Genomic DNA, 23234 nt, shown 5'->3' with positions numbered 1-23234 from the left:
CCAAAAGGCAAGGCAACACCAAAAGGTAAAGGAGTAAAAGCCAAGCCTAAGAAATCAAAAGAAGATCCTAGTGACGATATGAGCATTGTAATTGTAGACGACGATATTGCCATAGACCAAGAAAAAGTAAATGAGGAAAGAAGAGCTTATCTGGAAGAATCTAGATCGCAAGAGGCATATGACTAAAGTAATCTTTATTCATTCCAATATCATATAGTTTCTATGAAAGCACTTTGTCTGATTACAGTAAAACCAGGTAAAGTGGACGGGGTAATTGAGATTCTTAAAAAAAAGCGTAAGATAATAAAAGATGTGATGGTTGTTACTGGCCGTGCAGATATAACGGCAATTTTACATGGAAGTATTGATGACATAAACAATACAGTAATAGATTTTAAAAAAATTAAAGAAATTGTTACGACTGAGACATTAATTGAAGTGGAGGTAAATATGGGATGGTAAGAGCAATAATTTTGGTTAAATCACCTAAAAAATTAATTGCAGCAAGACTACGTAAAGTAAATTCAGTGTATGATTCTTTTCCAACGAGTGGGCAGTTTGATGCCGTGGCAATCATAGAAGTGGAGGAATTAGGAAAAATTCGGGATGTCACAAATCAAATCCAAAAAATCAATGGTGTTGAGCGAACAGAAACTATGGTTGAAGTTCAATAACAAAGAATTTAACATACTTTGAAGTAGGGTAAATATGAATATCAAAAAGGTCGGAAATGTTATTTTAGCCGTTAAAGATCTAGATAAATCAGTAAAATTTTACAATGAATTAATTGGTCTTCCAATTAAGAGGCAGAGACGTTCTTGGGTTGATCTTGGAACATCGGGGGCATTATTGAGTTTACATCCAGCATCACTCACTGCTCAACATATTGGTAGTTCTATTGAAAATGGAATCACTATAGGATTTTTGGTTGGAGATGTGACTTCGGCAGTGGAAGAATTAAAATCAAAAGGAGTGAAAATATATCGAGATATTGTAGATAGAGAGGCAGGAAAAAATGCCATGATTTTGGATCCAGATGATTATTTGATCTCATTATTTGAACCAAGTTTCGAGGATAAAGACAAACAAACTGGCGGATATCACGGATTTACTCCGGCTTAGATTGTTTTTTTAATTGATGAAATTATTTTATCTATGTTTTTTTCAGTTCTATCAATTGAAACATAATATGTTAAATCATCTTTCTGAAAAATAATAATGGATACTTTTAGATGTTGTAATAATACATAATCTAATTTACCAATTGCACTTACAGTATCCCTTCTTAATGTCATTAATGTAGAAATTATAAAAAATTCATTTTTTACTTGTTCTGATTTTAGTAATGGTTTTACATCGGATCGTACAATTCCAGTAAGGGTTCTACCGTATGCATTTATCACACCTGCATATCTGACACTATTTGATAATTGAAGAATACTTTGGCATTTTTTTCTATATTGAACAATTTTGCTTTTCCATGCATCTGCAGGTGTATTAGCCATAAGTAAGATTATACTTGAAATTAATAAACTTATTTCAATCAATAGTCATATTCGAATAAAATTTATCGAGTATAATTCTAGTATAATTTGTATTAGTCAATTATCATAGAAATATAAAATAAAAAACATATTTTAAAATACAAAATTATAAAAAACTAATTTCTTTTAGATTCTTTTTTATTATCTAGTTTTTTCTTTAATTCTAAATTTTCTTTCAATAGTTTATCATTCTCTTCTTTTAGGGAATTGACAGAATTTTGTTGGCTAAATAACGGATGTCCTGGAGGTATAATTTGACCAGAATTCATATTCAATAATCCAGATGCATATTTCTGGTATGATTGTTGAAATCCATGTAATTTTTTATTGATCAACGCATTATCTTCTGCAAATTTTTCTTTCATAGGATTTTCAAATATCTTAAACATCGGATTGGATAATCCTGGGGGCAATCTTGGAAACTGTAAAGCAAGATGTGGGATATTTGGGTTTAAACCATAGAGGTTCTTTAGCTGATTAGTAGGTAAATCGTCCATGAAAATATCATGTATTTGCCATATTTTTGCCTTGTCTTTGAGATATTTGATATTGAATGTAGCTAATTTCGAGTCATTTTTGCTCAATTTGAGCTGATCGCTGATCCTTATAGATTGCTCTTTTAGATCGCAAATAGATGGCCGAATTGACAAAGACATGCATTAGATGCCACAAAAATATCAAAGTAGAAGATCTACATAAAATCGTAATTTATGTAGTTCAGGAAAAATTTACAGAGCATCATTATGAACATGTTGAATGTCCAGGAAAATTTACCGTCTAACCAGTATATTCATAAACTTTGTAAATTTCACCGGTTAATCTTGAACGGAATTTCCATTCGTTGTTCTTCCAAATAATTTGCTTAAACATTGATTGTGATGAAGGATGTAATTTACTATATACGTCATGTCCAATTAAAATTTGATTTGGTTTTGCATGTGATTGTATTTTTGAAGCAATATTCATTGCTGGACCCATTAGATCAACATGTGCTGAGTCTTGATTTGAACCGTATCGAACAACTATACTTTGTCCAAAATCCGCTCCTATTTTTACCATTAAATCAGGATAATCGTATTGATTTAAAATCGGATTAATTCCTTTTTGAATTACTGTTAGCATTGATTTTGCACAACTTATTGCATTATCTGCTGCCAAGAGAGGGTTCTCGGATGCTACAAAATATCCAATAACGGCATCGCCTACAAATTTTAAAACATATCCACCATGAAGATTGATAACAGATGCCATTTCCTGAGCAAATGAACTGATAATTATTGCTAATTTGTCTTCAGGTAATTCCAACGTCATTGTAGTAGAACCAACTAGGTCCACATAGAGTACGATCATATCAAATTTAGAAAAAACATTTTTTCGCAAAAATTTATCAGATTCATCAGTAATTCCAGAATACTCATAACCTTGTTTTAGTGCCCCCCAAATTCGCTTTTGGGTTTCCAAAATCATAGTTTCTGAATCTACTATTTTTTGAGTTTTTTGTCCAAGCAACATATCAACTAAGTTTGGATTTGATTGACTTTGTGAAGTATCATCTTTAATTTTAGAATTATCGGGGTTGTTCGTTTTAGACATTTTTTATCATTTTATTCCAGTGGAAAATCAGTATTACAGATAAGGCACTTTCCTCGATTCCCCTTATAACCTTCGTTATAATACTGTGTAATAACAGAATTACAAAGATTGCAGAGTATTTTATCTTCAACCATGCATGAAATTGCCTAATTTTTCTATTTAAAAGATATGAAATCTTAAGGTTTAAGGGAAGTTCAAAAGTGTCATTTCTTGTGCGATTAGGTACAAGATCATCTAATGAGTTTATTCAATATTTGAATAAGAAAAACGATGAAATTCAGCAAATATTTCTTTCAAAAATAATTGATCTTATCAAATCTGTAAATGTAAAAGTAATGTTAGGTGATTCAACAATAACAGAACAAAAAACATTTGATCCGAAACGTGTGAATGATTTTTATCAAAAAATTATCAAAGATTTGAAAGATTGGTCTATTCAAGATGTATCGATTTCAAATAATGATGATATAAGAAGAATTTTTACAAAATTTGAAATTAGAGAAGGCAACTACCTTATTTCAGGACACATGTCGATACAATATCATGTATTGTTATATTATAAACCAGATCAACGAGTAATTGAAGCCCAAAAAGAATTATCAGATATAATCGATTTGACCAAAAATAAAGAGAAACAGATGTCAGATAACAGTGATCAATTTGTACTAGACAGATTAAAAGAAAAAGGATACAAAGATTTTGATCATCAAAAATTATTTGAGATATTTTATGAAAACGATGAATTTAGAGAAAAAATATACAAAGAAATTCAAAATGAGATTGAAGTTGATTTTCAAGAGTTATCAATTAAAAAAAATAAACTGATCAAAGAATTAGATAATTTGCTTGTAGAAACATATCAGACTAGTCCAGTTTTGATTGATGATACAAGGTTGATTACAGGGGAAGAAGGATGCTTATGTACGTTTGATATAGAATTTATAAAAAATAAAACAAAAGAAGGATTATTTGATCCTAGAAAAATTTCTGAGACTGTAAAAGAAAACATTGTAAAAAGATTAGATGAGTTTTCTCATATGTTAGAATCATAGTTTTCTAAAACAAAAAATTTTGCCAGTAAAAAATCTATAAAACAACACTCATTGTTGAATGTTAAACAAAAATTTTCATTGGCAGTTAATTTGATCTGTTTTGATTTTAATCTAAAATTACGCACGAAAAAGAACTTAAAATCGGTTTTATTAATGGAAGAAGTCAAATATCTCTTTTATGTAGAAAAATTTCTAATGAACCCAACTTACAATGACATTAAAAATGCAAATTCTATGCGTGGAAACGAAATAAGAAAAACCCCTTTGGTTTATTCTCCCACATTTAGTGATATTACAGGTTCGCAGATTTACTTAAAGGCAGAATTTCAACAGAAAACTGGCTCGTTTAAAATTAGAGGTGCATATTACAAAATAAAATTATTATCATCTGAAGAAAAAAAATATGGGGTAGTAGCAGCATCTGCAGGAAATCATGCTCAGGGAGTAGCATTTGCATCATCATTAGAGAAAATACCTTGTACAATCATCATGCCAAAAAATGCATCTCCATCAAAAGTTTCTGCAACTAAAGGTTATGGTGCTACTGTGATTTTAGAGGGAGTAAACTATGATGAAGCATCTGCAAAGGCAAAAGAAATATCTCAAAAAACAGGAGCCACGATGATTCATGCATTCGATGATTCAGAAGTCATAGCAGCTCAAGGAGTAATAGGATTAGAAATATTAGAAGAGCTTCCAGATGTTGATGAAATCTATGTCCCTATAGGCGGAGGAGGATTAGCTGCAGGTGTTTTAATTGCTATAAAAGAAAAAAATCCTAAAATCAAAGTAATTGGGGTTCAATCAAAATCATTTCCATCTATGTATGAATCAATCAAAAACGGTTCATTGACTTCATGTGGTGGTGCAAGAACAATAGCTGATGGTATATCGGTAAAAATACCAGGACAAAAAACATTTTCAATAATTAAAGAATTAATAGATGAGGTAGTATTGGTAGATGATTCTGAGATCATAAAGGCTATGTTTTTGCTAATGGAACGCTCAAAATTTGTAGTGGAACCTGCAGGAGTAGTAGGGCTGGCATATTTAATTTCTACAAAACCAGCTCCAGGAAAAAAAGTCGTAACAATATTATCTGGTGGTAATGTAGACATGTATCTTTTAGGACAGATTGTAGATAAGGGACTAGCAACGATGGGACGATTACTAAAAATATCGATTTTGTTGCCTGATAGACCAGGAGCATTCAAAGAAATAGTGGATGAAATTAGTGCAGCAAATGCAAATATCGTTGAAGTAGTTCATGATAGATTAAGTTCAAACATCAACGCAGGTTCTGCAGGTGTTACATTAAGCTTAGAAACTCAAGGAAAAGAACAAACGGATAAGTTAATTGAAATATTAAAAAAGAAAAACATCCAATTTAGTTTGATGACATAAAATCATTTGAATTTTTTTTGAACAAATTTACTTAGACCTTGTTTTTTCAAACTTTCTGATTCTTTTAATACTGAATCATGCTGGTCTAACTTGTACTGTTTTAATTTCTTTTTAAGTTCAGGAAACTCATTTGCCAAAATTTTCATCGCATAAATTCCAGCATTGCCAGCCTTGTTAATCCCTACTGCCACGACAGGTGAGCCATTTGGCATCTCTGATATAGATAGAAGGGAATCTAGTCCACCAAAAGATGAAAACTTCATGTTCTCTGGTTTTTTTGATTGTTTATCATTGTAAACCATAATCGGCACTCCTATCACTGGTAGTATTGTATGAGATGCAATCATTCCAGGTAGATGTGCGGCACCTCCTGCACCCGCAATAATTATTTTAAATCCCATGTTTTCTGCATGTTTTGCATATTCTTCTAATCTAGATGGAGTTCTATGGGCTGAGATAATTTGGTCCTCATGTTTTATCTTAAATTTATCTAAAATTTCAGCGGCGTCATTCATTATTTTGCTATCCGAACTAGATCCCATGATTATTCCAATCATTGGTTTTTTTGTATAACTCACAACAATAGAAAAATAAATCAGGTTATTATCTATAATGGCAATAATTATGGGTGCGTAATAAAAAATACCGATTATAGAACGCATACGTTCATTAGATATTTTTAATCGAAAGTAATTTCATGAGTATGGGTAAAATTCTTGGAATAATTGGTGGCGGTCAACTGGGAATGATGATTGCAGAAGCTGCCAAAAAAATGCCAGAGCACATATCCAAAATAATTGTCTTAGATCCTACACCGAATTGCCCAGCTTCACAAGTAGGTGCAGATCAAATCACTGCGGATTTTAAAGATCAGAACGCAATTAAGGAACTAGCTGAAAAATCCGACATTATAACATATGAAATAGAATCTGGAGATAGTGACGTTTTAAAATCAGTTGAAAATAAAGCTGAAATAGAGCCCGCCCCTGAAACATTAAGAATTATTCAAGATAAATTCTTGCAGAAAACATTTCTAAATAAAAACAATATTCCAATTCCTGAATTTATAAAAATATCATCTATTTTTGATTTAGAAGAAGGTCTAAAAAAATTTGGCTATCCAGCATTACTTAAAGCAAGAAGGGATGCATATGATGGAAGAGGAAACTTTAAGATAAATTCTCCAGATCAAATAAAAAATGCATATGATTATTTTCAGGGTAAGAAACTCATGCTTGAAAAGTTTATTCCGTTTAAAATGGAAGTGTCTGTAATCGCAGCTAGAAACACAAAAGGTCAAATCAAAACATATCCTCTTGTAGAAAATATTCACGAAGAAAATATTCTAAGAGAAACAATAGCTCCTGCAAGAGTTTCAGAAACAATATCCAAAAAAGCAAACGATATTGCAATCAGAACTATGACGGTATTAGAAGGGGCAGGAGTCTTTGGGATAGAAATGTTTGTAACTCATGATGATCAAATTGTAATCAACGAAATAGCCCCAAGAGTTCATAATTCAGGCCATCATACTTTACAATCAAGTAAAACATCTCAATTCGAGCAACATCTTAGAGCAATTTTAGGTCTAGAATTAGGAAGCACTGAATTGATTCACACTACAATAATGTATAATATTTTAGGTTCGAAATCTTTTGAAGGAAAATACAAACCAATATCATTGTCAGAATCAGATATATTTCTAAAAATGTATGGAAAAGAAATTTCTAAACCAATGAGAAAATTAGGACATTTTAATTTAGTTGCATATAATGGAGAAACAATAGAGCATTTACTGAAACGTCTTGAATTAATTAAAGATAAAGTAGTTATTCATCCAATCTAAGGATATTTTACAAAAATTGAATCCAAGATCTCCTAATACGTTTATTAATTAATTAAAAAATTAATCCAACATGGCATCCATACCACATGTCTTATCTGGAATTTCAATAAGTCTTTTAGTGATATACGGTATAGATGTTATAGTTGGAGGTGGAGGAGCAGGAAAGGGGTTTTTACCTTTTGATGCAATGACGCGAGGAATAGGTTTTGGAATGCCACCAATAATATTGTCATTTATTGCATTTTTTATTGCAAAAAAACCACCGTTCAAGGGATTAGGTATTATGTTAATCATAACAGGTATTTTGATCATTATTGGTGGTGCAATGTCTATGTCTAGTGCAAGTGAATCTGAAAATGCTGCCAGAATGATTGGAGAGGGCGGTAGTTTGATTGGAGTAGGTGCAATAATTACAACTTTGGGTGGAATAAAGATAAAAAAATCTCTTTCCAAGGTATAACGTATGCCTACATGTGCAAAATGCAATAATGAAGTATCAAAAGTATACGATTGTGATCATACAAATGATCAGGAGTACTGTACTGAATGTTATACTGAACTTCACTATTATTTGACAGAGGAAAAATAACTTGAATGAGATTGAAACATTAATTCAATGGCTCATCACATTGATATCTGAAAATCTCTATCCCGGAGTATTTTTAGCTGCATTAATAGAAACTGTCTTTCCCCCAATACCTAGTGAAGCCATATTTCCATTAGCAGGATATAGCATTCTAAAAAACAATATGAATGCAATTCATGTTCTTGGGGTTGGAATCGCAGGAGGTTGTGGTGCAACAACAGGTGCATCTGTAATTTATCTAATAGCAAAAAAAGTAGGGCGTATTGGTTTGATAAAATATCTAAAATATGTGAAAATTAAAGAAAAGACTTTAGAAAAAGCTGATCGCTGGTTTGAAAAATATGGAGACAAGTCAGTACTGGTTGGAAGGATAATACCTGGAATAAGAGAGATTGTATCAATTCCTGCAGGAATTTTTAACATGAATCCAATTAAATTTTTAATTTTTACGTTAATAGGGTCATGTATCTGGAGTATAGCATTAACTAGCATAGGTTACTATTTTGGAGTGGCAACAATACATATTTTCTAAGATTCCTATAATTATTAAAAATAACAGGAGAATGCAATATAACAATCAAATATTTTTGTAATAATTGGAATAAAATGGTGAAACCACTAAATCATACACAGCATTATTGGATAAGACATAAGGATGGGTATCTTTTCTGTGGGATTTGTAAAAAGAAACAAGATGAATTTACATAAACAACTAAAAACAACTATGATTAAATTAGCAAGTCAATTCAATTGAAATTCTAATTAAAGTTATAATGTCTCATCAGTAATGATTAATTGTTGAAAGCAGTGATTTTAGCTGGCGGGAGAGGAAAACGACTACGCCCAATAACAGATTATGTTCCAAAACCACTCATTCCTTTAAACAATATTCCAATAATCGAATGGCAAGTAAAATATTTAAAAAAACAAGGAATAAAGGAAATAATAATTTGTACTGGATATAAAGCAGAGATGATTAAAAATTATCTTGAAATGAAAAACAATTTTGGAATAAAAATAAAAATTTCTGTAGAAAAAATACCTTTAGGAACGGGTGGAGCTATAAAACAAGCAGGTTTGTCAATAAAAGATAAATCTTTTTTTGTATTAAATGGAGATACGATTACAAACATCAACCTTAAACAACTTGCAAAAAAACAAAATGCGATTGCCTCAATAGAATTAAAAACAAAATTTGGAATTATGGAAACACAAAATGACATAGTAACTAAATTTAAAGAGAAAAAAGAAATTTCAGATTTATGGATGAATGCGGGAATTTATCATTTACAAAATGAAGTGTTAAAAGATCTACCAAAAAAAGGAGATATTGAAAAAACAGTTTTTCCAGATTATGCAAAAAAAGGGAAATTAAGGACAGTTAAATTCAAAAACGTATTTTGGTATTCCATAGATTCTTTTAAAGACATGGAAGAATGTTCTGAAGAACTACAAAAATAAATATAAAAAACTAATTTTTAGGCGCCTGTTCTATGAAGAGTCACCATCATGTATGCTATCTCACTAACAAATGATTCATCATCACTTGTAGATGCAGCATATTTTGAGGCATCATCCCAAAAAGAACTTTTTTGGGTAAAATTATCAGCGTAAGATTGTTCACTCAATGATTTGAATCAAAATATACTTTCATAATATTCGACCTCAATGATAATTAACCCAATGCTAAAAGAATACGCGTCAAACATGCATTGAATAACTTTCGTGCATTTAGAAACTACATATCAGAGATTTATTGAAAATACGCATAGAATCAATGCGGAAACACTAGAATATCCAATAATGTGATAAAATGCATGCGAATAGCATACAGTTTAGGCTCATTACTCTCAATAAAACAGGTTTTAGAATGCTCAGATATCATATCTCATACTAGTACAGATACTATATGGATTCCTGAAACATGGGGTATGGAGAATTTTTCTATGTTAAGCATGGTATCCCAAAAAACATTAAAACAAAAAATTGGTTCGTCTATAATCAACATCTATTCCAGAAGCCCATCATCGATTGCAATGGGAGCAGCTACAGTAGACACCATATCTAATGGACGGTTAGTATTGGGTCTTGGTACAAGTAGCCTTCCTATAGTAGAGGATTTTCATGGATACAAATTTGAGAATCCTGTTTTAAGAATGAAAGAATATGTGGAAATTATTAAATTAATATTATCTGGAAACCAAATCAATTATTCTGGAAAAATATTTAATTTAAAAAATTTTAAACTTTTGATAAAACCACATAGAGAGAAAATTCCAATATACATGGCAGCAGTCAATCAAAAAATGGTGGATTTAACATGGGGTATCGCTGATGGTGTAATTTTTTATTTACGACCAATAAATGAAATGAAAAATACGATACAAAAAATGCAAACAAAAAGAAAAATTGATGTCACATGTCAAATTATTACAGCAGTTTCTCACGATGCGGAAATAGCAATAACACGTGCAAAACAAACACTTGCATTTTACATCTCAGTAGGAAATATTTACAGAGAATTTTTATCAAAAAATGGATTTCAAAGCGAAACCCAAAATATTTTTGAAGAATTCAAGAAATCTGGATTTAGATCAAATTATGAATTGGTCTCGGAAAAGATGCTTAATTCATTGACAATTGCAGGAACACCTGATCAATGTATCAAACAATTACAGAGATTCCGCGAGACAGGAATAGATTTGCCAACAATACAGTTCAACCCTGTAGGAGATGTCATAGATTCATTTAGACTACTCAATGATACGTTTTCTGAGGAAATATAATGTCTAAAGTTGGAATTGCATCATACGGAATTACAAAATTTTCAAAAGACGACTCTAAAATTGAATCTGTTTTATTGAATTCTACAAAAAAACTATTTGATAATACTTCTAATTTGAACCAAAATGATATTGACGCTGTTTTGGTATCTACTAATGATAATTCAAAATATCTAGCTGCCGTATTATCTGAAATGGCAGGAATTGAGCCTAAAATTTCTCATAGTATTGAAAGTCTATGTAATTCAGGAACAAACGCCATTGTTTCTGCATATTCTTACATCACATCTGGATTGGCAGATGTAGTTTTGGTATCAGGTGCAGAAAGATATGATAGTCCGGGACAAATTTTAGAGTGGGATAATTCAAGAGGTGAATTTAAACATCCTATCTTTTGGGCGAGTATTTTTACCAAATCATACAAAAGAGAATTTTCAATCACAGATGAAGAATTGGCAATCATCCCAGTAAAAAACCACAAACAAGCTCAGAATAACCCTAATGCAATTTCAGAAAAAACATATTCAGTAGATGATGTTATGAATTCTAAAAAACTAACAGATGATCTTAGATTACTTGACTGCTCAAGACCTTGTACTGGAGGAGCATCAATTTTACTTGCTTCAGAAAATACATGTAAAAAATTTACAGACACACCAATTTGGATAACAGGAATAGGACAAAAAACTACCTCTGCGGGATTTACAAAGAATATGACATTTAGTTCCATGGAATCCACTCAACAAGCTGCAGCAAATGCAATAAAAATGTCAAAACATACTGTAAAAGAAATAGACGTCATGGAGGTTCATGATGCATTTTCGGTATGTGAACCTATGGCGTTAGAGTCAATTGGATTTGCAGATAAAGGAAAAGGATTAGACATGATCAAAGAAATGCATGAAACAAATAATTTAAAAATAAATCCCAGAGGCGGATTAATTGGTGCAGGTCATCCTTTAGGTGCAACAGGAATTGCTCAAACTATCGAAATTACTCAACAATTACAATCACGTGCTAACAAAAGACAGATAGATGATGCAAAAATCGGTCTAGTTCATAACATGTCAGCTGCATCCACTTCATCGACAGTTTTAATTTTAGAAAAATGAATTTTGAATCTGAATTAAAAAAAGGAATCTTTATGATTTCAGAATGTACACATTGCAACGAAACTGTATGGCCTCCATCAGAATATTGTAACCGATGCTTCAAAGAAGTATCTTGGGGAAAAAGCCCTAGTGAGGGTAAAATAATGGAATTTTCAAGGCAAAACAAGAATTATTTCTGTTTGGTTGAAATCAAAAAAGGAGTCAGAATTATTGGCAGTATATCCTCTGGAACTCCCAATATAGGTCAAAATATCAGATTAGACAGATGTGGGATTAAAGATGGAAATTATTTTTTTGAAATGTCATTGATATAATCAGGCAAAGTTAGTGAAAATATATGGTGTGTCAATTGGCTGATCAAAAGTCCAAATTGTTGGGAGTGAAACGCTTTCTATTACTTTAAGACCATGTTTTTCAATTAAAGTACTCCATCCCCCATCAGATTGATCTCCAGATAATTGTCTCTTTGAATGAGTGCCAGCAAATACAATACAGGCGTTTTTTTTAATATTACTTGTAGAAATTTTTTCTATTACATTTGTTGCTAAAATATCGCCTCCCATTTGAGGCAACCCACCTATAAAAAATACGGGGGATTTTAATTTTAACGAGTTGTAATCAAATTCAATAGCATCAACGCATGTGGGATTAAAATCGACATTAGTTGCATGTGATATTACATTTTGAAGTTCAACTAGTCCAGCATCTATTTCAATACTTGTTGCTTTCAAATCTAAAATTTTTGCACAATATGCAATCCTTCCATCGCCTGAACCTATATCAACTAATTCTTTACAACCAAAATTTTTTGCAATAAATACTGCAATATATGCAGAAAGAATCCATGTTGGATAGAATGGTTGACAACTAGAACCATGTTTAATGCTATTTAGCCAATGCTCGTTTATATCGCCTTCACATACTCTGCATAATATGTCTTGAATTTTTTGTTCATAAAAATTATGATATATTGGATTCTTTTTAGCAAAATCATGAAGAAGTTCTAAATGTTTATCGATTATTGGAAAAGAGTCTGAAGAAGATATTGGAAGAATTTCTTGGATATGACTGTGACCGTCATAAATTTGTGTAAATTCTTGTTTTAACAGGACTAAATTCTTTGATAGTTTTTCAAGCATTAGAAAAGATCTTCAAAGGGGTTTGATAAACTCATTGAAAACGGTATTAAAAAAATTGCAAGTTACTAGGTATCGTCAGCTATTACATTACTGAAATTGTTTGTAAAAATTTATCAAAAGTTAGACTCTTGTTCATTACTTGGCTTGAATAGTTTTATGTGAAGAGAAAACAATAACATGTTAGATTTGAAAGGTTATTCTGTAATTACCTACCGTACTATACCTAAATTGAAAATTATATAATAAATGACTTCAATTTCACTTTTAAGAACTAGAGAAATTCCTGTAAAAGATAATAAAAAAATTGCAAAGACTAGGAGACAGCGCGGGTATAATTGGGAAGATACGCTAGTAAAAAGATTCAATTCCGTTGAAAACTGGAAAGCATTCAGACTTGGCTCTCCGAGCACAGCGTTGCCGGATGTTTTAGCGGTAAACACTCCAAATAGCATAATTTTTACCATTGAAGCAAAATCTGGTACAAGCACATCATTACCAGTCCCTGCAGATCAGATTGAAAGGTGTCAAAAATGGATCAAGACTTTTGATATTTACAATGATAGAAAAGTGATTTTAGCATTCAAATTTCTTTCAAAAAAGAGAATAGGTTTAGGAGAGTATGAAAGTAGAGAATTAAGAGAGTTCTACAAGGTATGGGATGAATCAAAAAAGATCACAGACTGTGTCTGTACATATGAAGGGGAAATATTTGCAAAAATTGATGGTAAAAGAGAAAAATTAGATCTTAAAGAACATAAAATGCCTTTTAAAACAAAACATAGGTCCTAGTGCCTAACTCTGAATAATAGCAGAGTGTTTTTTAATGATCAAAAACAAAGATTATGCATGGCTGAAGATGAATTAAAAGAATCTAGTGACAATAACGAAACTCGAAATTATACAAAAGAGTTATTGGAAACGAATTCGGAATCTAAAGAAACCAATTCAAGAGTGGTCTTTGAAGAATTTACAGATGAAAGAACTCTTGTAAGCTATGATGCATTTGGCAATAAACAAATGAAAATTAAAGTTTTAGAGGTTTCAGATGAAAATCCACCATCAAAATGGAAATTCGGGGATCGTGTGAAAGTTAGTAAAATCCTTGTTACCATAAAACACTTGGCTTCACAGGAAGTAGAAGAAGGGGAATTTGACATTGAAGCGATTGAACGAGAATTAGCTGAAAAAAGACATTACTCATCTACAAATAGATGGATACCAGCAAATGAGATCAAAAATGGGTATGTTGTTGGTTCAAGGCACACTACTCTAATTAGTGATGCTGCAGCTTTGGATTACATAGTATTCTAAATTGATAAATTCATACCGTAAAACAACGATTTTTAACTAAAAACCTTTAAGGAACAGAATTTGAAATCTGAAATATGATTACAAAAATGATTGAGGTTAACGGTACTGAATTTAGACTTACATTAACTGATCAGGTAATTAACCATGTAAATAATCTAAAAAATCTCTATAATGCAGCATATGAAGATCCAGAGAGCTTTGAGGAAGTGAGTGCGGAGATCTCTAGCACGATTAATGAAATTGCAACTGCAGTTGAACCTGAAGCATCTGATAGTGATTTGGATGGACTGATACAAGAGATCATAAAAGTTGTAGATAACAAAGCTGCTGAAATGGAACAGGAGTTAGAAGGCAAACCGGAAAAACCTACGAAGAAGAAAAATAAAGCAAAAAAATAGAACCAATTTTACCTGAAAATCATAAAAAGTTGTAGTATTAGTTATATTGTAAATATCATATTAAAAAAATATGGCAAATAGTTGTGAATGTGGTATATGTAATCACCCAAGAGAAGAAGAGTGTATTAAAAAAGAATGTAAATGTTGTTTAAATTTTCATGAGAGATCTGGACCTAAAAGAAAACAAAATTATTAATCTTATTTTTAATTATCCTGTTTTTTATAACAACTACATGTTTTTGCAGAATGTCTAAAACATCCAATTAAACGATGATCTTTACATCCACATAATACACATTTTTTATTATTTTTTTCCATAATGTCATAATTTCCCTATTGTGTATTCTATATCATCTATTAATTTTTTATCCATTAGAGATTCAAGAATTTTCAACCGCATATTTTTCAATCTATCCGAATCATCAGAGTATAATGTTGACATAGTATCTATCTCTTTTTCAAAAGAATATGTATTAAGATAATACTCAAATTTAGATTTTAATTCAGATAGATCAGTTAATTGATAGTTTTCATTTGTAACTTTATTGATAAAAACATGAAAGAATCCATTAATCTTCAAAATTTCTTTTTTAATTAGATCTAAATCTCCTGGATTATCCTCAAGTTTTGTTAATGTATTGTATGAATTCAAGATCTTTTCTAAGAGACTTTTCAAATATTCATAATGAGTGACCATGATATCTTTTGATTATTGTAATCCAATCTAAAAGTTTAGACAGCCTCCTAAAATCCAATCAAAGTCAAAACTTCTCGGTCATAATTGGGTAAAAACAGAGAAGTGGATCAAAATGACATATCTAGTTAAGAAAAAAAGTAACGATGTAATTGACATGGAATTTGAATGTAATAAAAAATAAACCCTCTCACTCACAAGGAGTGTAAGGGCTAATGTTCACAGAGAACATCGGGCAATAATAATACACTTTTGTACCATATTACAAAATGTAATTACAATAAAAACAAACAATCAGGCGTTATTAGATTCTATAATGCATAAATCTAAAATAGGTGATCGCAGTGAATACAATTGCGTGTTTTCGGTAACGCTGGGATTCAATCGATAGAAATCCAAAGAACAAACCGAGTCTTATCCTATTAAGAAATTCTCTAAATTAATCAAATATCCAACATGCATCTTTGGTAATACCAGTTCTCAGATTACCATTGCAACGTCATAACGCAGGTTCTTTCTGCAATGGCAATAGGCGATGATCATAAATTGAATCCAAATATCGGATTATGATGAATAGATTATTGTGTTAGATTCTAAACTTTTCGTGACTAAGTTAAATTGATTGAAGACAGTGATTCATCATCTTTACAATCTTCACATGGGCAATGCCAATGACATGCTAGATTCTTGCGTTCTTTCAATGTCTTTTTCTTTTGTGCCATGATTCATATTTCTTAATGTTAATCCTGCTATTACATATTTTGGATTAAAACTCAATCCGCCTGAGTTATCGACTCATAATCTTTAATTATTTTTTATAGTAATTCAAAATCTTGACCAAAATTCCACATGGATTGGAATTTGGAAACTTCTAAAAATTTAGAAAAGTAGGATCATTCTCAATTTAACTAGTTTCACTCTTAACTTTAAATTATCACTGAATCCGCTAATTGACAATGCAAGGTGATGCTTATCTCAAGTGTATTGATCCAAGTTGTGGATTAGAATATCCAATAATGAGTATCAATGTTGAATGTGAGAAAGGCCACCTATTAGATGTCAAATACAAAAACAAACCCTCAGAGAATCTAAAAGAAGTCTTTTATCAAAGACGAAATCCACAAGAAAATATTTTTAATGAAAGTGGTGTTTGGAGATTTAGAGAATTACTTAATTTTTGTCAAATTGATACTGAAAACATAGATGAATGTTCAAAATATTTGGTTTCATTAGATGGGGCTGAAGGAAGGCAGTCAAAACCATATCAGATGACAAAGGCTGCAGATTTCATAGGAATTTCTAATAGTAAATTATGGTTACAGCCTGAAGGATACAATCCAAGTGGATCATTCAAAGACAACGGAATGGTAACTGCGGTAACGCATGCTAAAATGGTTGGCGCAAAAAAAATTGTTTGTGCATCTACCGGAAATACATCTGCATCTGCTGGAATGTTTGCAGCAAATGAAGGCATACATTGTGATGTATACATTCCATCGGGTCAAATAGCACCAGGTAAATTAAGTCAGGCATATCAATTTGGAGCTCAGATAATTGAGGTTGATGGAAATTTTGATGATGCATTAAAACAATCCCTCGATGATGCAAAAAATCATAATGGGTATACAGTGAATTCTATAAACCCATTTAGAATAGAAGGGCAAAAAACAATTCCATTTAGAGCATTAGAATATTTGAGATGGGAAGCCCCTGATTGGATAGTGTATCCGGGAGGAGCTCTTGGAAATACATCTAGTTGCGGTAAAGCACTAATGGAATTATATGAATGGGGATGGATAAAAAAAATACCTAGAATTGCAGTAATTAACTCTGAAGGTGCAAGTACGTTATCAGATTTGTATAATGGTAAATTTGAAGGGGAAGAATTACGATGGAATAAAGGAAAAACAAATACAGAATTAATTACAAGATATTATGAGTATTTAGATAAGGAAGGGATAAGACCAAAAACAAAAGCTACTGCAATTCAGATTGGAAGACCCGCAAATATTCTAAAAGGATTACGTGCTTTGGAGTTTACTAATGGCGTAGCAACCACGGTCTCAGATTCAGAAATGTTAGATGGAATGTCAGTAGTGGGATTGAACGGGTTTGATTGTGAGATGGCATCAGGCGCGTCAGTTGTTGGAATAAAAAAATTACTAAATGAAGAAATAATTAAAAAAGATGATGTGGTTGTAGGTATTCTTACAGGTAGGCAAAAAGATGCGATGCTGCCGGTGGAGTATCATAATAATCCAAAAAATAAATTTGCAATTCCACCTAAAAATTAGTCACGACTGAATAAACTGTTTTAATGAATATTTTCGCCATGACTTAAGCCTTAAAAGTGGGGTTTACAAAAGGTCAGTAACCAAGAGATGGTGTATAGAAAATAAAATGAAGAACTATTGTTGTTCTAACTTTGTATTATGGTGGGTTAAATGGTAGAACTTTGGGTTGAATTAGTAATCCTAGCCATTCTAATTGGGTTATCGGGATTTTTTAGTGGTTTGGAGGTTGCTTTGGTAGGCACCAGAAAAGCGACAGTAAATCAGCTAGTTAAACAAAAAGTAAAGGGAGCCAATGCACTTCATAAAATTAAATCCAATCCAGCATGGATGATGGCAAGTGTAAATCTTGGAAATAACGTGGTTAATGTAGGTTCTTCGGCATTTGCAACAAGTGTTGCATTAAGAATATTTGGAAATGATGGTCTAGCAATAGCAGTTGGGATTATGACTTTTCTTATTTTGGTCTTTGGAGAAATTACCCCAAAAACATATTGTAATGCCAACGCTACAAAAATTGCTCTTAGATTTGCACCTGTTTTAATAATTTTTGGGTATGCATTTTGGCCTGTTGTGAAACTATTAGAGATAATTACAAAGTACATGGTAAAATTAACAGGTAGTAGCTATCAAATTCCACCTATTACAGAAGAGGAGATAAAAGGGATAGTCGATCAAGGATTAGCCGATAAGGCTTTAGAGAAAGATGAAGGAGAGTTGGTCCATAGTGCTTTAGAATTTTCAGATACTGTAATCAGAGCAGTCATGACACCTAGAACAAAGATGTTCACACTACCATCAAAAATGCTCCTCTTTGATGCTCTCCCTTTAATTAATGAGAATCCTCATTCAAGAATTCCAATATTTGGTGAAACAAATGATGATATTGTAGGATTTGTTCACGTAAGAGACATTTTAACTCATATAGAAAATGACAACAAATTAGTCACATTAGGACAAATTGCAAGAAAACCAGTATTTGCATCTCAGGAAAAAATGGTGAGTTCACTACTCAAAGAAATGAAAGGTAGAAAGACGCACATAGCTATGGTCATTGACGAACATGGTGGAGTGGAAGGCCTAGTAACATTTGAAGATTTGATAGAAGAGATAGTCGGAGATATAGAAGATGAAACTGATGATATGCCACCTACAGAATTCCAGTCAATTGATAAAGACACAATTATTACAAATGGAGATATTGAGATTTACAGAATAAATGAGATTTTTAAATCAGAGTTACCAGAAGGTGATGATTATGCATCACTCAATGGATTGTTACATGAAAAATTACAAGACATACCAAAAGAAGGAGACAAACTTGAAATTGATAATATCAAGATAGTTGTTGAAAAGGTAATAAAAAACAAGCCCGAAAGAATCAGAATAGAACGTATAAAAAAATAAAATTAGTTTTTTCGTGCAAAATGAGATTCTAGTTTTTGCTTTTTTTCTTTCATATGAAATATAGATTCAGTATGAGAAAATGCCTCTTCATAGGATTTCCCAAACAACATTGCTTGTAACAGCATGTGATTCTCAGGAATTACAATTCCGGTTTGATCATCAGAATACATCATTTGTACAGTGTCTCCAATCGAAACAGTCATGTTTGCATGAATGTGGATCATATTAGTATCTGGAAAATTAAATCCAATATTTTTGGCAAAATCACGTACATCCTTTGTTCCCTTTGCAGTCCATAGTGTCGCAACTCCAAATTCATTTTTAAAAATATCATGAATTTCAGATGGTTTTGGGGCTTGACCATCAAATCTAATATCCATTATGTGTAAGTGCATTTGTCTGGTTGGTACTTTAATTGCACGAACAAAAAGCGGTGCATCTTTACCAAAATACATTTTCACATCATCGCCATGATGTGGTGATTCAGTCATTTCGATAGTATCTGGGACTTGTTTTTCTATCTGTTCAATATCGGCCCATCGTCTAACTAGAGTTACATCAAATCTGATCAATTTATCTGCAAATTTATCCCGCAATGGTTCTAAAATTCTACCCATCCCTGTAACATTGCAACTACCTTGCATCACATGCTTTTTTCCAATTGCCAGAGAATAGTTGGCCCTAGAATTAAACAATAAATCAGATACAGATTCTTCACCTACGACGGATTCTCCACCTTGATAAATTGCCATTAGATTTTTTGGCTCATATAGATTTTTTTGTTTTTAAACCCATGTCCTCCTGGTGCAGCATCAATTACTAGATCACAGTCATCAAGAGCAGATTCTATCGTTCCAGTTATTTTAAAATCCTTAAAATCATTTAATTTTCTTTCAGGAACATAGACATCAAGACCTCGAGAGATTGCTAGATTGACATCATCGTCAGGAGAGTATTTCCCTACTCCAATTAATGAAATTTCAGAATCATCTTGCAAAAATGAAGTAATCCTACTTCCAATAGAACCGTAACCATTAACAAAAACTTTTTTCATATTTTTGATTAAAGATCCTCCCATTTATTTAGATTCTAATCAGATATTTCCAAACATGAAATTCATACTTGATGTTAAATACGTGCACGGGTGGAGTTCAAAGTCATGCGTTGTCCAAAATGTGGAAAAATAAATGTCAAAGATTCGGTTAGATGTTCTAATTGTAATTCAAAAATGGACAAAAACAAGGAATAGATCAATTGGCGCTAGAGGGATAAGATTCAATATTAATTTCAATATCATCTCTTTGATAGTTTCTAATCTCTTACAAGATCTAAAATAAATGACATTTTTGAAATGCATTTGATTAGTCTAGGAATCAAAGCAATATTCAAAAAAATTAAAATATGAAGAGTTCAAAGAAATCATGAAACAGGATTATTAACAGCATTTCAAAGCATGTTTACAAATTTTAAACAATAATTGATATAACATTCAAATTTCAAATATTGTTATTGCGTTCAATTCTTGACGATATAGACGAGTTATTGAAAATGGATGTTGGGTATATAAGAAGACTAGAAAAAATTAAAAAAACAATTCAACGAAATTCATCACTTTGGGATGCAGATCTTAGATATGTAGAACAATTAGCAAAACATTATTTGAATGAGACATATGATTATCCAAAAAAGAACATCACATCAAGGGGATACCACACATGAAACAATTTTGAAAAACTCAGAAACGACAAATATCAAAAACAATCCAGGTAATGATAACAAAGATCAAAAAAACAAGAAAGAAAAGGCAATAGAACATAAAAAAGAGATACAAAAAAAATTTGATTCTATTCAAATTTTATTGGTTGTAACAATTTTAGTATTTTTAGTAGTTTCAACATACCTAATTCTTGGACCATTGAGTATGATTGCAATGGGGATGGGAGGAATTTTATTAATTTATCATTTGATTAGTGCACAATCAAAGGCATATTCAAAAAATAAAACAGGCAATCGTGGACCATCAGTGTTTTTATTATTTTTATTGACATCGCCATTTATTATCGGTGCAATTATTGCTTATGAAGGATATTCATTACTAGAATCACCTGTAAGAATAATTTTACTTTGGGCAATGACTATCACATTTTGGTCTACAATGTTGTTTGTTCCAATGGCAGTATTTAGCAAACACAGAGAAGAGATACAACCAGAACTTCAATTTTATCCTACAGTATCAGTAATTATTCCAGCATATAACGAGGAAAAGGTCATAGCTCACACAATTGAGGCATTAATAGAAACAAAATATCCTAAAAAAGAAATTATTTTTGTAGATGATGGCAGTACGGACAAGACGTTAGACATTGCAATGCAGTATAAAGATAAAATCAAAGTGTTACACAAAGAAAACGGAGGCAAAGCATCTGCATTAAACTATGGACTAGTGTATTCAAAAGGAGAAATCATTGTAATAGTGGATGCAGATACCATTATTGGAAGAAATTCTTTAAAGGAAATGATGAAAGGATTTCAGATAAATGAACATGTAGCAGCTGTTGCAGGAAATATAAAAGTACGAAATAGAGTTAACGCCATTACAAAATGCCAGGCGTTGGAATACATAACAGGGATTCAGATTGTTAGAAGGGCATTTGATATTTTTGGTTCTATTACAATTGTACCTGGTGCATTAGGAGCATTTAGAAAATCATTTTTGACGGAAGCCGGAGCATACGGTAAAGATACTATAGTAGAAGACTTTGATCAAACCATAAAACTTCTGAAAGCAGGTTTGATTACTCAGGGAAGTACAAAAGCTACAGCGTATACAGAGGCTCCAAATACATTACATGATTTTATATCTCAGAGAAAAAGATGGTATAGAGGAAACATTCAGGTATTAAAAAGACATGGAGATGCACTGACAAATCCACGTTATGGATATTTGCAAAGACTTTCTTTTCCATATTTGGTATTAGGCATGCTTGTAACACCAATCATAGGTTTTGTAGCTACATTTAACGCAATATTAGGAGTCATTCAAGGAGATGGGTTGTATGTATTGCAAGTAATGACAATTTTTACAATTGTACATTATCTAATGTCAGCTTTAGCGATTAGAATTGACAATGAAGATCCTAAATTATTATGGTATGCAGGATTGTTGGTATTTGGATTTAAGCAGATTGTAGACTTTCTACTACTTAAAGCAATTATAGAACAGATTTCAAATAAAAAAGCGAACTTGGACAAGTGCAAAGAGGATAGGAGTTTGAAAAATTTCAATATTTTAAAAATTGCAATCATTGTTTTAGTATTATCATTAGTCATTCCAATTAATTTAGTATATTCTCAAGAATCAAAAACAATTCAAGTTGAAGTAAAATACACCAATGGAGACAGAGCAGATTTTTATGGAATGAGTCTTGTAATTTATCAAGATAACAACAATACACCGTTCCTTAAAAAAGAAATGGAGGGCAATCCAGATTCCGTAACATTACCAAAAGATCACACATACAAAATTGAAGTTTATGCAAACGGAATGTATGGGGATGTGGGATATCTTAATTTAAAAACAGAACAAGAAAAAATAAACATAAGCATACCATTATCAGGAGGAATACAATTTAATGTGTTTTATAATGACGGCAAGACACCTGTCAAAAACGCACTTGTTGCGATAAAGTCCTATGATGGAACACAATTACGCATAGGAAAAACAAATGATCAAGGAGATACAATGAGATATTGGATTCAATCAACTACAAAAAATTCAGATTATTATGTTGCAGATGTGTACTTGGGAGAAATTCAATTGACATCTTTAAAACAGATAAAACTGCTTCCAGGTCTAACAAAAGATCAAAAAATCATTGTGCCAATTCCTGCAACAGTACAAGACCTGATTACTGTATCACTATACAAAACAGAATCTGAAAAAATTACTAAAAACGATGGAGAATTCTCAATTTTACTTAAAGATAGTTTAGGAAACATTATCAAAAAATCTCAAACAAACAATAGAGGAGAGGCATATTTTTCAAATCTCCCATCTAATGAATATTTTTTATC

At 31.6% G+C, this 23234-nt stretch carries 30 protein-coding genes; 20 read left to right on the top strand and 10 right to left on the bottom strand.

The genetic code is table 11. The features are described 5' to 3' along the window. From BG20_RS09880 to BG20_RS09865, 4 genes are all read left to right on the top strand, one after another. The coding region (locus tag BG20_RS09880; RefSeq protein ID WP_010194711.1) for a hypothetical protein at positions 1 to 186 on the top strand (186 nt) is incomplete at its 5' end. Between the two features lie 36 nt (positions 187 to 222). Beyond that, entirely contained in the window at positions 223 to 462 is a 240-nt protein-coding gene (locus BG20_RS09875; RefSeq protein ID WP_010194708.1) for a hypothetical protein, read from the top strand. Next, positions 456 to 674 (top strand): Lrp/AsnC ligand binding domain-containing protein, encoded by a 219-nt coding sequence (locus BG20_RS09870; RefSeq protein ID WP_010194706.1) that lies wholly within the window; start codon positions 456 to 458, stop codon positions 672 to 674. Before BG20_RS09875 ends, BG20_RS09870 begins: the two co-directional genes overlap by 7 nt. 34 nt (positions 675 to 708) lie before the next feature. After that, positions 709 to 1122 carry a VOC family protein gene (locus BG20_RS09865; RefSeq protein ID WP_007401595.1) on the top strand — a complete coding sequence of 138 codons (414 nt, stop codon included), beginning with the start codon at positions 709 to 711 and terminating at the stop codon, positions 1120 to 1122. Here BG20_RS09865 and BG20_RS09860 read toward each other — a convergent pair. The 3 genes from BG20_RS09860 to BG20_RS09850 all read right to left on the bottom strand — a co-directional run bounded on the left by BG20_RS09860 (position 1119) and on the right by BG20_RS09850 (position 3137). Beyond that, entirely contained in the window at positions 1119 to 1505 is a 387-nt protein-coding gene (locus BG20_RS09860) for a hypothetical protein (RefSeq protein WP_010194704.1), read from the bottom strand. The genes BG20_RS09865 and BG20_RS09860 overlap by 4 nt on opposite strands. A gap of 155 nt (positions 1506 to 1660) precedes the next feature. After that, positions 1661 to 2128 (bottom strand): hypothetical protein, encoded by a 468-nt coding sequence (locus tag BG20_RS09855; RefSeq protein WP_010194700.1) that lies wholly within the window; start codon positions 2126 to 2128, stop codon positions 1661 to 1663. Positions 2129 to 2321: 193 nt separating this feature from the next. Continuing rightward, a complete protein-coding gene (locus tag BG20_RS09850; RefSeq protein WP_010194698.1) occupies positions 2322 to 3137 on the bottom strand; it encodes an adenylate/guanylate cyclase domain-containing protein in 816 nt (271 codons plus the stop codon). 212 nt (positions 3138 to 3349) lie between these two features. Between BG20_RS09850 and BG20_RS09845 the strand changes: the two genes are divergently transcribed. Continuing rightward, on the top strand, positions 3350 to 4189 hold the full coding sequence (locus BG20_RS09845) for a hypothetical protein (protein WP_048097220.1): 840 nt from the start codon (positions 3350 to 3352) through the stop codon (positions 4187 to 4189). A 153-nt stretch (positions 4190 to 4342) separates the two neighbouring features. Beyond that, positions 4343 to 5593, top strand: a complete 1251-nt coding sequence (ilvA, locus tag BG20_RS09840; protein WP_010194696.1) for a threonine ammonia-lyase — start codon at positions 4343 to 4345, stop codon at positions 5591 to 5593. Between the two features lie 2 nt (positions 5594 to 5595). On the opposite strand, the gene purE is transcribed toward ilvA, so the two are convergent. Next, on the bottom strand, positions 5596 to 6171 hold the full coding sequence (gene purE, locus BG20_RS09835) for a 5-(carboxyamino)imidazole ribonucleotide mutase (RefSeq protein ID WP_010194690.1): 576 nt from the start codon (positions 6169 to 6171) through the stop codon (positions 5596 to 5598). Between the two features lie 119 nt (positions 6172 to 6290). Here purE and BG20_RS09830 point away from each other — a divergent pair, with 119 nt between their 5' ends. From BG20_RS09830 to BG20_RS09815, 4 genes are all read left to right on the top strand, one after another. Next, on the top strand, positions 6291 to 7439 hold the full coding sequence (locus BG20_RS09830; RefSeq protein WP_256359101.1) for a 5-(carboxyamino)imidazole ribonucleotide synthase: 1149 nt from the start codon (positions 6291 to 6293) through the stop codon (positions 7437 to 7439). A gap of 70 nt (positions 7440 to 7509) precedes the next feature. Continuing rightward, a complete protein-coding gene (locus BG20_RS09825; RefSeq protein WP_010194687.1) occupies positions 7510 to 7899 on the top strand; it encodes a hypothetical protein in 390 nt (129 codons plus the stop codon). Between the two features lie 130 nt (positions 7900 to 8029). Continuing rightward, positions 8030 to 8557, top strand: a complete 528-nt coding sequence (locus tag BG20_RS09820; protein WP_010194685.1) for a DedA family protein — start codon at positions 8030 to 8032, stop codon at positions 8555 to 8557. 266 nt (positions 8558 to 8823) lie between these two features. After that, positions 8824 to 9486 (top strand): sugar phosphate nucleotidyltransferase, encoded by a 663-nt coding sequence (locus BG20_RS09815; RefSeq protein ID WP_010194683.1) that lies wholly within the window; start codon positions 8824 to 8826, stop codon positions 9484 to 9486. Positions 9487 to 9503: 17 nt separating this feature from the next. Here BG20_RS09815 and BG20_RS12805 read toward each other — a convergent pair whose 3' ends face one another. After that, positions 9504 to 9653, bottom strand: coding sequence for a hypothetical protein (locus tag BG20_RS12805; protein WP_193353046.1), 150 nt, complete (start codon positions 9651 to 9653; stop codon positions 9504 to 9506). Positions 9654 to 9842: 189 nt separating this feature from the next. Here BG20_RS12805 and BG20_RS09810 point away from each other — a divergent pair, with 189 nt between their 5' ends. Genes BG20_RS09810 through BG20_RS09800 form a run of 3 tightly spaced genes read left to right on the top strand, consistent with a single transcriptional unit; the run spans position 9843 to position 12234 of the window. Continuing rightward, positions 9843 to 10811: an LLM class flavin-dependent oxidoreductase gene (locus BG20_RS09810; RefSeq protein ID WP_010194681.1), complete on the top strand. Its 969-nt coding sequence runs from the start codon at positions 9843 to 9845 to the stop codon at positions 10809 to 10811. Beyond that, positions 10811 to 11920, top strand: a complete 1110-nt coding sequence (locus BG20_RS09805; RefSeq protein WP_010194679.1) for a thiolase C-terminal domain-containing protein — start codon at positions 10811 to 10813, stop codon at positions 11918 to 11920. The genes BG20_RS09810 and BG20_RS09805 overlap by 1 nt, the downstream gene beginning before the upstream one ends. After that, positions 11917 to 12234, top strand: coding sequence for a zinc ribbon domain-containing protein (locus BG20_RS09800; RefSeq protein ID WP_010194675.1), 318 nt, complete (start codon positions 11917 to 11919; stop codon positions 12232 to 12234). Before BG20_RS09805 ends, BG20_RS09800 begins: the two co-directional genes overlap by 4 nt. Here BG20_RS09800 and BG20_RS09795 read toward each other — a convergent pair whose 3' ends face one another. After that, positions 12235 to 13059: a hypothetical protein gene (locus tag BG20_RS09795; protein ID WP_010194672.1), complete on the bottom strand. Its 825-nt coding sequence runs from the start codon at positions 13057 to 13059 to the stop codon at positions 12235 to 12237. It lies immediately after the preceding gene. A 246-nt stretch (positions 13060 to 13305) separates the two neighbouring features. Between BG20_RS09795 and BG20_RS09790 the strand changes: the two genes are divergently transcribed. From BG20_RS09790 to BG20_RS09780, 3 genes are all read left to right on the top strand, one after another. Beyond that, complete coding sequence (locus BG20_RS09790; protein WP_010194669.1) at positions 13306 to 13848, top strand: resolvase; 543 nt, start codon at positions 13306 to 13308, stop codon at positions 13846 to 13848. A 57-nt stretch (positions 13849 to 13905) separates the two neighbouring features. Continuing rightward, on the top strand, positions 13906 to 14370 hold the full coding sequence (locus tag BG20_RS09785; RefSeq protein ID WP_048097219.1) for a hypothetical protein: 465 nt from the start codon (positions 13906 to 13908) through the stop codon (positions 14368 to 14370). A 74-nt stretch (positions 14371 to 14444) separates the two neighbouring features. After that, positions 14445 to 14768, top strand: a complete 324-nt coding sequence (locus BG20_RS09780; protein WP_010194661.1) for a hypothetical protein — start codon at positions 14445 to 14447, stop codon at positions 14766 to 14768. Positions 14769 to 15090: 322 nt separating this feature from the next. Here the strand turns inward: BG20_RS09780 and BG20_RS09775 are convergent, their stop codons facing one another. Then, on the bottom strand, positions 15091 to 15465 hold the full coding sequence (locus tag BG20_RS09775) for a hypothetical protein (RefSeq protein WP_010194660.1): 375 nt from the start codon (positions 15463 to 15465) through the stop codon (positions 15091 to 15093). A gap of 651 nt (positions 15466 to 16116) precedes the next feature. Beyond that, on the bottom strand, positions 16117 to 16239 hold the full coding sequence (locus BG20_RS13805) for a hypothetical protein (protein WP_256359100.1): 123 nt from the start codon (positions 16237 to 16239) through the stop codon (positions 16117 to 16119). Positions 16240 to 16418: 179 nt separating this feature from the next. On the opposite strand from BG20_RS13805, the gene thrC reads away from it, so the two are divergent. Together thrC and BG20_RS09765 are read left to right on the top strand one after the other, a co-directional pair. Beyond that, a complete protein-coding gene (gene thrC / locus BG20_RS09770) occupies positions 16419 to 17756 on the top strand; it encodes a threonine synthase (protein ID WP_010194659.1) in 1338 nt (445 codons plus the stop codon). A gap of 150 nt (positions 17757 to 17906) precedes the next feature. Further along, the gene (locus tag BG20_RS09765) at positions 17907 to 19160 is read left to right on the top strand and encodes a hemolysin family protein (protein ID WP_010194658.1); all 1254 of its coding nucleotides are present in this window, start codon (positions 17907 to 17909) and stop codon (positions 19158 to 19160) included. 2 nt (positions 19161 to 19162) lie between these two features. Here BG20_RS09765 and BG20_RS09760 read toward each other — a convergent pair whose 3' ends face one another. After that, entirely contained in the window at positions 19163 to 19912 is a 750-nt protein-coding gene (locus BG20_RS09760) for a type II glyceraldehyde-3-phosphate dehydrogenase (protein ID WP_238527597.1), read from the bottom strand. Continuing rightward, on the bottom strand, positions 19912 to 20238 hold the full coding sequence (locus BG20_RS13475) for a hypothetical protein (RefSeq protein WP_238527596.1): 327 nt from the start codon (positions 20236 to 20238) through the stop codon (positions 19912 to 19914). Before BG20_RS13475 ends, BG20_RS09760 begins: the two co-directional genes overlap by 1 nt. A 425-nt stretch (positions 20239 to 20663) precedes the next feature. Between BG20_RS13475 and BG20_RS09755 the strand changes: the two genes are divergently transcribed. Together BG20_RS09755 and BG20_RS13470 are read left to right on the top strand one after the other, a co-directional pair. Then, complete coding sequence (locus BG20_RS09755) at positions 20664 to 20879, top strand: hypothetical protein (protein WP_081477561.1); 216 nt, start codon at positions 20664 to 20666, stop codon at positions 20877 to 20879. Between the two features lie 7 nt (positions 20880 to 20886). Beyond that, a partial coding sequence (locus BG20_RS13470; RefSeq protein ID WP_238527595.1) for a glycosyltransferase family 2 protein occupies positions 20887 to 23234 on the top strand: 2348 nt, incomplete at its 3' end.

It is taken from the genome of Candidatus Nitrosarchaeum limnium BG20 (assembly GCF_000241145.1).
GTDB classification, from domain to species: Archaea; Thermoproteota; Nitrososphaeria; order Nitrososphaerales; family Nitrosopumilaceae; genus Nitrosarchaeum; species Nitrosarchaeum limnae.
Note: the sequence above shows the minus strand (reverse complement) of the source record. Positions and strands in the feature narration are given on the sequence as shown.

Bases quoted from the DNA above. Each gene is read 5' to 3' on its own strand.
- BG20_RS09875 (WP_010194708.1), top strand. From the start codon at position 223: ATGAAAGCACTTTGTCTGATTACAGTAAAACCAGGTAAAGTGGACGGG.
- BG20_RS09870 (WP_010194706.1), top strand. From the start codon at position 456: ATGGTAAGAGCAATAATTTTGGTTAAATCACCTAAAAAATTAATTGCA.
- BG20_RS09865 (WP_007401595.1), top strand. From the start codon at position 709: ATGAATATCAAAAAGGTCGGAAATGTTATTTTAGCCGTTAAAGATCTA.
- BG20_RS09860 (WP_010194704.1), bottom strand. From the start codon at position 1,505: ATGGCTAATACACCTGCAGATGCATGGAAAAGCAAAATTGTTCAATAT.
- BG20_RS09850 (WP_010194698.1), bottom strand. From the start codon at position 3,137: ATGTCTAAAACGAACAACCCCGATAATTCTAAAATTAAAGATGATACT.
- ilvA (WP_010194696.1), top strand. From the start codon at position 4,343: ATGGAAGAAGTCAAATATCTCTTTTATGTAGAAAAATTTCTAATGAAC.
- BG20_RS09830 (WP_256359101.1), top strand. From the start codon at position 6,291: ATGAGTATGGGTAAAATTCTTGGAATAATTGGTGGCGGTCAACTGGGA.
- BG20_RS09825 (WP_010194687.1), top strand. From the start codon at position 7,510: ATGGCATCCATACCACATGTCTTATCTGGAATTTCAATAAGTCTTTTA.
- BG20_RS09810 (WP_010194681.1), top strand. From the start codon at position 9,843: ATGCGAATAGCATACAGTTTAGGCTCATTACTCTCAATAAAACAGGTT.
- BG20_RS09805 (WP_010194679.1), top strand. From the start codon at position 10,811: ATGTCTAAAGTTGGAATTGCATCATACGGAATTACAAAATTTTCAAAA.
- BG20_RS09800 (WP_010194675.1), top strand. From the start codon at position 11,917: ATGAATTTTGAATCTGAATTAAAAAAAGGAATCTTTATGATTTCAGAA.
- BG20_RS09795 (WP_010194672.1), bottom strand. From the start codon at position 13,059: ATGCTTGAAAAACTATCAAAGAATTTAGTCCTGTTAAAACAAGAATTT.
- BG20_RS09790 (WP_010194669.1), top strand. From the start codon at position 13,306: ATGACTTCAATTTCACTTTTAAGAACTAGAGAAATTCCTGTAAAAGAT.
- BG20_RS09785 (WP_048097219.1), top strand. From the start codon at position 13,906: ATGGCTGAAGATGAATTAAAAGAATCTAGTGACAATAACGAAACTCGA.
- BG20_RS09780 (WP_010194661.1), top strand. From the start codon at position 14,445: ATGATTACAAAAATGATTGAGGTTAACGGTACTGAATTTAGACTTACA.
- BG20_RS09775 (WP_010194660.1), bottom strand. From the start codon at position 15,465: ATGGTCACTCATTATGAATATTTGAAAAGTCTCTTAGAAAAGATCTTG.
- thrC (WP_010194659.1), top strand. From the start codon at position 16,419: ATGCAAGGTGATGCTTATCTCAAGTGTATTGATCCAAGTTGTGGATTA.
- BG20_RS09765 (WP_010194658.1), top strand. From the start codon at position 17,907: ATGGTAGAACTTTGGGTTGAATTAGTAATCCTAGCCATTCTAATTGGG.
- BG20_RS09760 (WP_238527597.1), bottom strand. From the start codon at position 19,912: ATGGCAATTTATCAAGGTGGAGAATCCGTCGTAGGTGAAGAATCTGTA.
- BG20_RS13475 (WP_238527596.1), bottom strand. From the start codon at position 20,238: ATGGGAGGATCTTTAATCAAAAATATGAAAAAAGTTTTTGTTAATGGT.